The sequence below is a fragment of the Methylophilus sp. QUAN genome (genome assembly GCF_015354445.1).
Lineage (GTDB): Bacteria > Pseudomonadota > Gammaproteobacteria > Burkholderiales > Methylophilaceae > Methylophilus.
This window is the reverse complement of sequence record NZ_JADKYT010000002.1, coordinates 147721-160226: the sequence shown is the minus strand read 5'-3', so window position 1 is coordinate 160226 and position 12506 is coordinate 147721. Positions and strand designations below refer to the sequence as shown.

The window sequence follows — 12506 nt, the reverse complement described above, 5'->3', positions numbered from 1 at the left end:
GAACCATAAATGAAGTTAACCTTCAGTGTAGGCGAAAGCAGTGTCACAGGGCCCAGGCCTCGTAATGAGGACTATATCGGCCTGGTGACGCCTGCTGACGCCCAACTGGGGATCAAGGGTGCACTGCTGGCTGTGGCGGATGGCATCAGTGGCGGCGCCGGTGGCGCCGAAGCCGCTGAAATGACCGTGCGCACCTTGTCGGCAGACTACTATGCGACCCCTGACACCTGGACCGTACAGCATGCGCTGGACAAGGTCATTCAGGCCGCCAACCGCTGGGTGCTATCACAGGCACGTAAGCACAGCCACATGGCAGGCATGGCCACTACCTTATCGCTCATGGTGTTGCGCGGGCAACGCTATGTACTGGCACACGTGGGTGATACCCGTATTTACCAACTGCGCGAGCAATCCTTGCAATGCCTGACCACTGACCACGTCTGGGATAGACCAGACATGCGCCACGTGCTCAAGCGTGCGGTCGGCCTGGATGACCAGTTAAGTGTCGATTACGCCGAAGGCTTGCTGCAAACCGGCGACGTCTATGCCATTGTCAGTGATGGCGTGTGGGCAGCGCTGGGTGAGGCTGATATACACAAAGTGCTGATGCTATATCACACCCCGCAACTCATGGCCGAGCACCTGACCAACCAGGCACTGGAAAAAGGTGGCCAGGATAATGCTTCGGCTGTCGTGGTGCGTATTGACCAAGTCGGGCAGGACCACCTGACCGATATGCTGGCTGATGCACTGAGCCTGCCAGTTCCAGCCAAGCTGGCGATTGGCGACCAACTGGACGGTTTTACCGTCACGAAAATCCTGCACGACTCACGCGTTAGCCTGCTGTATCAGGTCAGGAATCCGACAGGCCAGTTGTTTGTGCTCAAAACACTACAGCCAGCCAGGGCTGATGACAAAACCAGTTGCGAAGCCTTGCTGAACGAAGAGTGGCTGGCCAAACGCGTGGTCTCACAATGTGTGCCACAGGTGCTGCCACTCACCCGTGAACAGCGCAGCGCACTCTATTACGTGATGACCTGGCATGAAGGCGCCACCTTGCAGCAGCGCCTGGAAGCCGGACATCATTTCACCATGAACGGCGTGGCCAATATCGGCCAGGACTTGCTACGCGGCTTGAGCATGTTGCACCGCTTGAATATCGTGCACCGCGACATCAAACCGGCCAATATTCATATCGGCAGCGACAACCGCCTGCGCATCCTTGACTTGGGCGTGGCGCTGAACACCACCTTGCCCATGCCTGAGCAGATGGAAAACCCCGGCACACCAAGTTTCATGTCGCCAGAACTGTTTGATGGCAAAGTGGCTGACCGTCAGGCAGATATCTACGCCGCCGGGGTGACGCTATATCACTTGCTGACCCGTAAATATCCTTACGGCGAAATCGAACCTTTCCAGTCCCCGCGCTTTGGCGAGCCTATCCGCCCTAGCCGCTATCGCCCGGAAATTCCGGCCTGGCTGGAAAACGTGATTTTAAAAGCCATTGCCAGAAAACCGGCTGACCGTTTTGAAACGGCCGAAGAGATGCTGCTGGCACTGGAACATGGCGAACTGAAGCCGATCGTGATTCCGCGTACGCCGCTGATTGCCCGCGCACGCCTGGTCAAATGGCAATGGCTGGCCGTGATTTCATTGTGTATTAACCTGTTATTGATTTATTTGTTACTGGTCTCTTAAGCCATTGCGCTGTGAAACCCAGAGTCAAATTGGAAACGAGGAAATAATGAGTTGGACAAAAATTTGCCCGGTAAACGACATCCCAGCCCTGGGCGCACGTGTTGTGCGCCACGGCGAAGTGGAGATTGGTGTCTTCCGCACCGAAGATGACCGTGTCTTTGCGCTCAACAATAGCTGCCCGCACAAAGGCGGCCCGTTGTCACAAGGTATTGTCTATGGTGACAAAGTCGCCTGCCCATTGCATAGCTGGAAAATCAGCCTGGTCGATGGCAAGGCAGAAGAGCCGGATGTCGGCCATACCGCCTGCTATGCCGTCAAAGTGGAAAACGGCGACGTTTACCTGCAATTAGAAAAGTAGTTTAGCAAACCAGGCAATCTATGACGCAACAGCAACAACTTCAGGCATCCAACCATACGCTGACGACGGCAGAACCAGTCATGTTCTACCCGCAACGGCGTGAAACACGCAGCACCTGCTGCTATTGCGGGGTGGGCTGCGGCGTCATTATTACCACGGAAGGCAAGCAGATTGTCGACGTCAAAGGCGATCCCGAACACCCGGCCAACTTTGGCCGCCTGTGTACCAAAGGCTCTACACTACACCTGACCGCCAAGCTGGATGCACGTGCGCTGTATCCGGAAATGCGCCTGGACAGGCAACAGCCGCGTGAGCGCGTGACCTGGGATACCGCCTTGAATCATGTTGTGGACAAGTTTGCCGACATTATCCAAACTCACGGACCAGATGCGGTGGCCTTCTACATCTCCGGCCAGTTACTCACTGAAGACTATTATGTGTTTAACAAACTGGCCAAAGGCCTGATAGGCACCAACAATGTCGATACCAACTCACGCCTGTGCATGAGCTCAGCCGTGGCAGGTTATAAAGTCACGTTGGGCGCCGATGCACCCCCGGCCTGCTACGAGGATATCGACCATACACAATGCCTGTTTATTGCTGGCTCCAACACCGCCTTTGCGCACCCGATTGTATTCCGCCGCATTGAAGATGCCAAGGCTAAAAATCCGGACATGAAAATCGTCGTCGTTGACCCGCGCCGTACCGACACCGCACAAGTGGCCGATTTGCACCTGGCCATCTTGCCCGGCACTGACGTGGCGCTGTTTAACGGCCTGCTGCATGTCATGCTGTGGGAAGGCTTGCTGGATATGCAATATATCCGCGACCATACCGAAGGCTTTGAAGCACTCAAGGAAACCGTGCGCGAATATACGCCAAAAATGGTGGCCGATATTTGCGGCATCGCTGAAAAAGATATTATCCAGGCCGCCAAATGGTTTGGCCTGGGCCCAACGCTCTCCATGTATTGCATGGGGCTTAACCAGTCCATCCACGGCACCGAGAAAAATGCCACCCTGATTAACCTGCACCTGGCCACCGGCCAGATCGGCAAGCCAGGCGCTGGCCCGTTCTCACTGACCGGCCAGCCTAACGCCATGGGCGGTCGCGAAGTGGGCGGCATGGCTAATTTGCTGTCTGGCCACCGTGACCTGGCCAATGCCGAGCACCGCGCAGAAGTCGCCCGCTTGTGGGGGCTGCCTGAGGTGCCTGCCACGCCAGGCAAAACCGCCGTCGAAATGTTCGAAGCCGTCAAAAATGGTGAAATCAAAGCCATCTGGATTGCCTGCACCAACCCAGCGCACTCCATGCCAGACTTGAATAATGTACTGGCCTCGTTGCGCAATGCCGAGCTGATCGTTTTGCAGGATGCATTTAACAACACCGACAGCAACCAGTACGCCGACGTGTTTTTGCCTGCCACGACCTGGGGTGAAAAAGAAGGGACGGTCACCAACTCCGAGCGCCGCATTACGCGTGTACGCCCAGCGGCACCCAAGCCGGGCGAAGCACGGCACGACTGGGAAGCCGTGGTGGAATTTGCGCAGCGACTGGAACAAAAGTTAGGTAAAACCAGCACCCTGTTTAATTACCCGGATACCGAAACCATTTTTAACGAGCACCGTGAAACCACGCGTGGACGTGACCTCGACATCACCGGCCTGAGCTACAGCATCCTCGAAACACAAGGTCCGCAACAATGGCCGTTTAAACCTGGCGCCAACCAAGGCGAAGCACGTTTATATACCGATGGCGTGTTCCAGAAACCAGGCGGCAAAGCGCAGTTTATGAGCGCCGCGTATAAGGGCACCGCCGACAAACCAGATGCGCGCCACCCTTTCCACCTGCTGACTGGCCGCCTGCGTGACCAATGGCATGGCATGAGCCGCACCGGTATTGTGCCGCAGCTGTTTAACCATGAAGAACAGCCAGTGATCTGGATGCATGCAGACGATATGCAGCGCCGTGCGATCAAGCATGGCGATATTGTCAAAGTCAGCAACAAACGAGGCAACCTGGTCGTCCGCGTGCAAGCTTCTGACGAAGTGCAACCGGCGCAACTTTTTATGCCTATGCACTGGAGCAGCCAGTTTATGCACGGGCTGGGCGTCAATGCATTGATGCCGCCTGCTTTTGACAAAACCTCCAAGCAGCCCGAGCTCAAACACACGGCGGTCAAAATCGAAAAATTAGACTTACCATGGCAAATGGTGGTCATGCGCAATTGCGAAGACGCACAACTCATCAGCAAGGTGCGCAAATTGCTCAAGTCATTTGACTACGCCAGCTGCGGTTTATATGGCCGTGATGCCGGCATGGTCATGCTGCGTGCCTCACATCATGCAGCGCCTGACGCGGCATTGATCGCCGAGCTGGATGCCCTGCTGGACATGACAGAAGATGCCCCCATGCTGACATATAACGATGCCAAGCGTGGCATCAGTAAACATATCCTGGTGGAAGAAAACAAGGTCACCGGTGTTCGGCTCATTGGCGAAACGCTGGCCGCCGACTGGTTGCGTGAAGTGATGACCAAGGGCGAGCTCACCAATGAGCTACGCCGCTGGGCACTTGCGCCCCTGAGCGCACCACCAGCCGGGCAACACAGCCGTGGCAAAATCATCTGCAATTGCCTGGATGTCTCGGAAAACGAAATCATGGAAACCCTGGAAATGGGTGCGGATCTGCCCACCTTGCAGAACAAACTCAAATGCGGCACCAGTTGTGGTTCATGCGTGCCAGAGCTCAAGCGCCTGGTCAAACTGCATGGCAAAGTGCACGCCTGATGAGCGCCAAACCATATTTATAATGAAGCAATACTGAGCGAAAGATCAATTCTGGTGCAATTGCACTGATATGCATCATTATCGTGCGTCAGCCTTACTCCGCCCCTTTGTCGGGACAGGTATCGGGTGGAAAAATCGTTCTGCCAGCTAGTGATAAACCAAGGTAGAACAATCACTTAAAGCATTCAAACCACTCACAGCAATCCCTTCTAAAATTCTGGCATGCCAATTGCTTATCTGGCATTAAATCTCGTTTATTGACGACGAAAAATTTTTAACAAGGGCATTTCCGCAGTCAGGAAATCCCTTTATGGACAACGGCGTCCATAGCTTATTTACATGCTGCCAAGGGTGGTTGCTAGATAAGCTATGGGCGCCTTTTTTCGTTTTTAAGCCTGGTAAATATTGAGTTAAACCGCAACGCATGTATCCATATGCTTGCATCAGATGGGGAACACACGATGAATCAACTTACCCGCGTAGTAGTTGTCGGCAACGGCATGGTGGGACATTATTTTATGCAGGAACTGGTGAAACGCCATCCAGACCTGTTAGCCGCAAACCTGCAAGTCACCGTCTTGGGTGAAGAACCACGCCCGGCGTATGATCGTGTGCACCTCTCCAGCTTTTTCTCAGGCAGCTCCGCTGAAGACTTATCCTTAGTCGAGCCTGGCTTTTATGACCGCCCTGGCCTGGAATTACGCCTGAATGCGCGCGTTGGCCATATTGACCGCCACCAGCATACCGTCACGCTGACAGACAACACCGTCCTGCCATACGACAAGCTGGTACTGGCCACCGGCTCTTTCCCCTTTGTGCCTTCCGTCGCTGGCCGTGATCGCGAAAACTGCTTTGTCTATCGCACCATTGAAGACCTGGAAGCAATGACAGCCGCAGGCAAAACCGCTAAGAGCGGCGTAGTCGTCGGCGGCGGCCTGCTGGGCCTGGAGTGTGCCAAAGCCTTGAAAGACATGGGCCTGGATACCCACGTGGTGGAATTTGCGCCACGCCTGATGGCGGTACAAGTAGACGAAGCTGGCGGCAAAGTGCTACGCAGCAAGATCGAGGAACTAGGCGTACACGTGCACACCAGCCGCAACACAACAGCCATTGTGGATGGTGCAACGGCTCGTCACCGCATGGTATTTTTTGATGAAACCTGGCTGGAAACTGACATGATCGTGTTCTCTGCCGGTATCCGCCCACGTGACGAACTGGCACGTGACGCTGGCCTGGCCATAGGCGCCCGCGGCGGCATCGCCATTGATGACTTCTCCCGCTCCAGTGACCACGACATCTACGCCATCGGCGAATGTGCTAGCTGGAACGATGAAATGTACGGACTGGTCGCACCTGGCTACGACATGGCCCGCACGGCTTGCGCACATCTGACAGGTGAAACCACCTCCACCTTCCAGGGCGCGGACATGAGCACCAAGCTCAAACTGATGGGCGTGGATGTCGCCAGTGTTGGTGACGCCCATGGTAAAACCCATGGTTGCCGCAGCTATCAGTACACGGATGAAGTACGCAATATCTACAAAAAAATCGTCGTCAGCGAAGATGGCAAAAAACTGCTGGGCGCGGTGCTGATCGGTAATGCCGATGAATATGGCACGCTGCAACAGATGACAGTCAACGAAATGGCCTTGCCGGAAAATCCTGAGTTCCTGATTTTGCCAGCCAGCGATGGTAAAGAAAAACCTGGCCTGGGCGTAGATGCCTTGCCTGACACGGCGGTGCTCTGCTCCTGTAACAACGTCAGCAAAGGCGCGATTGGTGAGGCCGTGGCGGCGGGTAATTGCAGCATAGGTGCCATCAAGTCCTGCACCAAAGCGGGTACGGCTTGTGGTGGCTGCGTGCCACTGGTCACGCAAGTGATGAAGGCGCAGATGGTGAAACTGGGCATGACCGTCAACAACCACCTGTGCGAACACTTCCCTTACTCACGCCAGGAGCTATACCACCTGGTGCGCGTCGAGCAGATTAAAACCTTTGGCGAGCTGTTGCACAAGCATGGCAAAGGCATGGGTTGCGATATCTGCAAACCGACCGCGGCCAGTATCCTCGCCTCTTGCTGGAACGACTTTATCCTCAAGAAAGACCTGGCCTCACTGCAAGACTCGAACGACTACTTTTTGGGCAATATCCAGAAAGATGGCAGTTACTCCGTCGTCCCGCGTATGCCGGGTGGTGAGGTCACGCCTGATGGCCTGATTGCCATTGGCCAGATTGCCAAAAAATACAATTTGTATACCAAGGTCACTGGCGGTGCCCGTGTCGATATGTTCGGTGCCCGCGTTGAGCAATTACCTAATATCTGGGAAGAATTGATCGCGGCTGGTTTCGAGTCTGGCCATGCTTATGGCAAATCATTGCGCACCGTAAAAAGCTGCGTCGGTTCTACCTGGTGCCGTTATGGCGTGGACGACAGTGTCGGGCTCGCCGTGCAGTTAGAGAACCGTTACAAAGGCCTGCGCGCCCCGCACAAAATCAAGTTTGGAGTTTCTGGTTGTACGCGTGAATGTGCCGAAGCCCAAGGTAAGGACGTCGGTTTGATCGCTACTGAGAATGGCTGGAACCTGTATGTATGCGGTAACGGCGGCATGAAACCGCGCCACGCCGAGCTCATCGCCAGCGATCTGACCAAAGAAGAAGCGATCCGCATGATAGACCGCTTCCTGATGTTCTACATCCGCACCGCCGACCGCCTGCAACGCACCAGCACCTGGCGTGACAATATGGAAGGCGGCCTGGACTACCTGCGCGATGTGGTGATTCATGACTCGCTGGGCCTGGGCGCCGAGCTGGAAGCACAGATGCAGCACGTGGTGGACAACTACCAGGATGAATGGAAAACCGCCGTCAATGACCCAGAGGTACGCAAACGCTTCCGTAGCTTCGTCAATAGCCAAGCAGGGGACAGCAACATCGTCTTCGTGAACGAACGCGAACAGATGCGTCCTGCCACCGTAGAGGAAAAGAGAAGCGCAAAAGTGATTCCTATCCTCGCCACCACAGAATAATCAATGGAGTCACAGATGAGTCAAGTACAACAAGCAGCATCAGAGGCTGCTATCAATCAAATCACGGGCGATGTAGGCGCCTGGCACCTGGTGTGTGCGCTAGAAGACATCTGGCCGAATATGGGCGTATGCGCCCTGCTCGAAGGCCGTCAGGTTGCCATTTTCCGCCTCCAGGATAACCAGCTCTACGCCATGGATAACTATGATCCGCACAGCGACGCCAACGTGCTCTCTCGTGGCATCGTCGGCGACTTGGGTGGAGAACGTGTAGTCGCCTCCCCTATCTACAAGCATCACTACCAGTTGCGCACTGGTGTTTGTATAGAGGATGCAAGCATCAGCCTCAAGACTTACCCGGTAGAGCTGCGCGATGGCGCAGTCTGGGTGCAGGTCTAGGTCACATCGGGGTCCGGGTCTATGGTCACGCAGGTAAAATCAGTCTGTCCTTATTGCGGTGTCGGTTGCGGCATTGTGATGGAAGTAGAAAACCATAAAGTGATCAAGGTCTATGGCGACAAGCAGCATCCGACCAACTTTGGCCGCCTGTGCACCAAAGGCAATACCTGCGCACAAGCGATTGCAGACTCTGGCCGCTTGGAATATGCCTATGTGCGCCCGGCACGCGGGCAAGAATCGGTGCGCACCGGGCTGGATATTGCCATCAAGGAAACCGCCCGCCGCCTGCGCGCCATTTTGGACCAACATGGCCCGGATGCGATTGCCCTGTATGTTTCAGGTCAGATGTCGATAGAATCGCAGTACCTGGCTAACAAGCTAGTTAAAGGTTATCTCGGCAGCAACAATATTGAATCCAACTCACGCCTGTGCATGGCCAGCGCAGGCAGTGGCTATAAATTATCACTGGGCGCAGATGGCCCACCAGGCTCTTACCAGGACTTTGACCAGACGGATTTGTTCTTCGTCATTGGTGCCAATATGGCCGATTGCCACCCGATTTTATTCCTGCGCATGATGGACAGGGTGAAAGCCGGGGCGAAATTGATTGTGGTAGATCCACGCCGCAACACCACCGCTGACAAAGCAAACCTGTTTATGCAGATCAAGCCGGGCACCGACTTAGCCTTACTCAATGGCCTGTTGCATCTGCTGGTCAAAAATGGCCACACCGACGCCGCATTTATTGCCGAATTCACCGAAGGCTGGGAAGTCATGCCAGACTTTCTGGAAGCATATTCGCCAGCAAAAGTCGCCGACATCACAGGCCTCGATGAACACGCACTCCGCCAGGCCGCGGAGTGGATAGGCACCAGCAAAAACTGGATCAGTTGCTGGACCATGGGGCTTAACCAAAGCACGCATGGCACCTGGAATACCAATGCCATTTGTAATCTGCACCTGGCGACCGGCGCCATCTGCCGCCCTGGCAGCGGCCCGTTCTCTCTCACCGGGCAACCTAACGCCATGGGCGGGCGCGAGATGGGCTATATGGGCCCGGGGCTGCCAGGCCAGCGTTCGGTGCTGGTCGAACAGGATCGCCAGTTTATCGAAAACCTGTGGCAGGTGCCCGAAGGCACGCTGCACACCCGCCTGGGTGGCGGCACCGTAGCCATGTTTGAGCAAATGATGGCTGGCGACATCAAAGCTTGCTGGGTGATTTGCACCAACCCGGTCGCCAGCATGGCTAATCGTAAAAATGTGATTGCAGGCCTGGAAAAAGCCGAGCTGGTGATTGCGCAGGATGCCTTCCTGGATACCGAAACCAATCGCTATGCCGACATTTTGCTGCCTGGTGCCCTATGGGCCGAAGCAGAAGGCGTGATGATTAACTCAGAACGCAATATGACCTTGATGCAGCATGCCGTGAACCCGCCGGGTGAAGCCATGGCGGACTGGCAGATTATTGCCAAAGTCGCTTGCGAAATGGGCTTTAGCGAGGGCTTTAACTACGCCTCTGCTGCCGAGGTATTTGAAGAAATCACGCGCGCCTCTAACCTGAAAACCGGTTATGACATCCGCGGTGTGAGCCATGACAAGTTACGCCAGCAACCCCTGCAATGGCCATGTGCGCCAGACAACACAGAAGATCGCCATCCGATTCGCTATCTCAACGACGGCATCAGCCAGAAGCTGACCATTCGCGAAGATGGCAGCCAACCGCGCATTGCGTTTGCCACCGCCAGCGGCAAAGGCGTGTTTTTTGCCCGCCCGCATATGGAGGCGGCAGAACTGCCTGACCCGGACTATCCCTTTGTATTGAATACCGGCCGCCTGCAACACCAATGGCATACCATGACCAAAACCGGCAAGATTGCCACATTAAACAAACTGAACCCTGGCCCGTTTGTAGAGCTGCACCCCGAAGATGCTGCTGCGTTGGGCATACAAGACAAAGACCAGGTCGAGATTCGCTCGCGGCGTGGCCGTGCAATATTACCGGCCGTGGTGACCGACCGCGTGCGCGCGGGTAACTGCTTTGCGCCTTTTCACTGGAACGATGTCTTCGGTGATGACCTCACCATTAATGCCGTCACCAGTGATGCCATAGACTCCATTTCGCAACAACCCGAATTCAAATTCTGCGCCGTCGCCATGACACGCGTCGCGCCCGCTCAGCGCCCCGCTAGCCAGGCAGACGATGCGCACATCACAGTCACCAGCACAGGTGACTCGACAAAGAATAATAAGGAACTCAATATGAAAGATATCGACGCTTTAGCCAGGTTGCTGGGGCTAGATAAGCAACCGGAAATTATTCTGGATGCGCAGGAACAACTTTACTTGCAAGGATTTGTCACCGGCTTGCGTACCGAAGAATCGCGCCAACTGGGTGGCGTGCCCACGCTGCCGGAAAATGCACCGCTCACTCCGGCCAAACATATGTTGATTAACGGTATTCTGGCAGGCTTGTTTGCACGTAGCTGGCTGCCAGAGGGCGCTAGCCTGCCTGCAGGCTTGCCAGATTTTTCGACAACGCAAACAAGTGCCACCGCCACAGTCACGATTCTTTGGGCCTCACAGACAGGCAATGCCGAAGGCTTTGCCGAAAAATGTGCCGAGCGTATCAAAACCAGCGGCCTCAAGGCTGTAGTCAAAACGATGGACAGCATCAATCTGGCAGACCTGGCCATGACCAGCCAAGTGCTCCTGCTTGCCAGCACCTTTGGCGATGGCGACCCTCCGGATAATGGCAGCCAGTTCTGGCAGGCAATCCAGGCAGACAATGCACCAACCCTACAGAATACGCAGTTCTCGGTACTGGCCTTTGGCGACTCCAACTACGATCAATTCTGCGGCTTTGGCCGCAAACTGGATGCACGACTCGAAGCGCTGGGTGCACAACGCCTGAGCGATCGTGTGGACTGTGAGCCGGACTTTGAACAACCCGCTAACGAATGGCTGGGCAAAGTGATGACTGCCTTAGCCAATAGTACCGCCAGCGTGGCGCAACCCGCCATGGCACTGGCAGGCGATGTGGATGAAGCCGTGGCAGAAACGGTCGTAGCAACGCCTTCAGGCTATACCCGCCAGCATCCCCTCAAAGCACCATTAGTCATTAACCAGCGCCTCAATGCCAACGGTGCAGAGAAAGAAATACGCCAGTTTGGCTTTGACCTGAGCAATAGTGGCTTTAGCTATGAAGCGGGCGATGCACTCGGCGTCTGGCCCACCAACTGCCCCGAACTGGTAGGCGACATGCTGAATGCGCTCAAACTCTCCCCCTCCACCATAGTGAGCGTCAAAGATCACGGCGACATCGCTTTAGTCGATGCACTATCGCATCACTTTGAGATTGCCCGCATCACGACTGACCTGCTCAAATTTGTGCAAGCACGCAGTGCTAGCACCACGCTTGCCAGTTTGATGGCCGACGAAAAAACCCTCAAAGACTGGCTATGGGGTAAACAAATTATCGACGTATTACAGGCATATCCGATCAAGGTAGAAGCAAGCGAATGGCTGGTAGTGTTAAAACGCCTGCAACCACGCCTTTACTCCATTTCGTCCAGCCCGAAAACGCATCCCAACCAAGTGCACCTGACGGTTTCCACCGTGCGTTACGGCAAAGACAACGCGCGTGGCGGCGTTTGTTCCACCTTTATGGCCGACCGTGCTGGCGATATTAATGTGCCTATCTTTTTGCAACGCTCTGCACATTTCCGCCCACCAAAAAACCCGGATGCTCCATTGATTATGGTCGGCCCCGGCACCGGCATCGCGCCATTTATCGCCTTTTTGCAAGAACGCCAGGCCACCACAGCGCCCGGTAAAAACTGGCTGTTTTTTGGTGAGCAGCACGCTGCCACAGACTTTTACTACCGCGAAGAATTAGAGACACTACAACAAGCAGGCGTGTTAACCCGCCTGGATACCGCCTTCTCTCGCGACCAGGCTGACAAGATTTATGTGCAACACCGCATGCTGGAGCAAGGCGAGCAGCTATGGCAATGGCTGCAACAAGGTGCGCACTTTTGCGTGTGCGGCGATGCCAGCCGCATGGCAAAAGATGTGGATGCAGCCTTGAAAAACATTATTCAAATTCACGGCAAGATGACGGCAGAAGCCGCGGCTGACTATGTCGCCAAGATGGCGCAGGAAAAGCGCTATGTGCGGGACGTTTACTAACGAATATGTGCAACGGGAAGAACGTCATGCTGGCTTGATGTAAGTCCGTAT

6 protein-coding genes are annotated in these 12506 nt (G+C 55.1%); all 6 read left to right on the top strand.

Annotation, left to right across the window (positions count from 1 at the left end; all coding sequences use genetic code 11):
* Nucleotides 1–9 precede the first annotated feature (9 nt).
* The 6 genes from INP79_RS09440 (at nucleotide 10) to INP79_RS09415 (ending at nucleotide 12455) form a co-directional block, all read left to right on the top strand.
* Complete coding sequence (locus INP79_RS09440; RefSeq protein ID WP_194754044.1) at nucleotides 10–1698, top strand: bifunctional protein-serine/threonine kinase/phosphatase; 1689 nt, start codon at nucleotides 10–12, stop codon at nucleotides 1696–1698.
* 46 nt (nucleotides 1699–1744) lie between these two features.
* Entirely contained in the window at nucleotides 1745–2056 is a 312-nt protein-coding gene (gene nirD, locus INP79_RS09435; protein ID WP_194754043.1) for a nitrite reductase small subunit NirD, read from the top strand.
* Nucleotides 2057–2136: 80 nt separating this feature from the next.
* Nucleotides 2137–4845 (top strand): nitrate reductase, encoded by a 2709-nt coding sequence (locus INP79_RS09430; protein ID WP_194754540.1) that lies wholly within the window; start codon nucleotides 2137–2139, stop codon nucleotides 4843–4845.
* A gap of 461 nt (nucleotides 4846–5306) precedes the next feature.
* A complete protein-coding gene (nirB, locus tag INP79_RS09425) occupies nucleotides 5307–7871 on the top strand; it encodes a nitrite reductase large subunit NirB (protein ID WP_194754042.1) in 2565 nt (854 codons plus the stop codon).
* Nucleotides 7872–7886: 15 nt separating this feature from the next.
* Complete coding sequence (nirD, locus tag INP79_RS09420; RefSeq protein ID WP_194754041.1) at nucleotides 7887–8267, top strand: nitrite reductase small subunit NirD; 381 nt, start codon at nucleotides 7887–7889, stop codon at nucleotides 8265–8267.
* 21 nt (nucleotides 8268–8288) lie between these two features.
* On the top strand, nucleotides 8289–12455 hold the full coding sequence (locus INP79_RS09415; RefSeq protein ID WP_194754040.1) for a sulfite reductase subunit alpha: 4167 nt from the start codon (nucleotides 8289–8291) through the stop codon (nucleotides 12453–12455).
* The last annotated feature ends 51 nt before the right edge of the window (nucleotides 12456–12506 follow it).

Excerpts from the sequence above, each read along its gene's own strand:
- nirD (WP_194754041.1), top strand. The coding sequence starts at position 7,887 with ATGAGTCAAGTACAACAAGCAGCATCAGAGGCTGCTATCAATCAAATC.
- INP79_RS09415 (WP_194754040.1), top strand. The coding sequence starts at position 8,289 with ATGGTCACGCAGGTAAAATCAGTCTGTCCTTATTGCGGTGTCGGTTGC.
- nirD (WP_194754043.1), top strand. The coding sequence starts at position 1,745 with ATGAGTTGGACAAAAATTTGCCCGGTAAACGACATCCCAGCCCTGGGC.
- nirB (WP_194754042.1), top strand. The coding sequence starts at position 5,307 with ATGAATCAACTTACCCGCGTAGTAGTTGTCGGCAACGGCATGGTGGGA.
- INP79_RS09440 (WP_194754044.1), top strand. The coding sequence starts at position 10 with ATGAAGTTAACCTTCAGTGTAGGCGAAAGCAGTGTCACAGGGCCCAGG.
- INP79_RS09430 (WP_194754540.1), top strand. The coding sequence starts at position 2,137 with ATGTTCTACCCGCAACGGCGTGAAACACGCAGCACCTGCTGCTATTGC.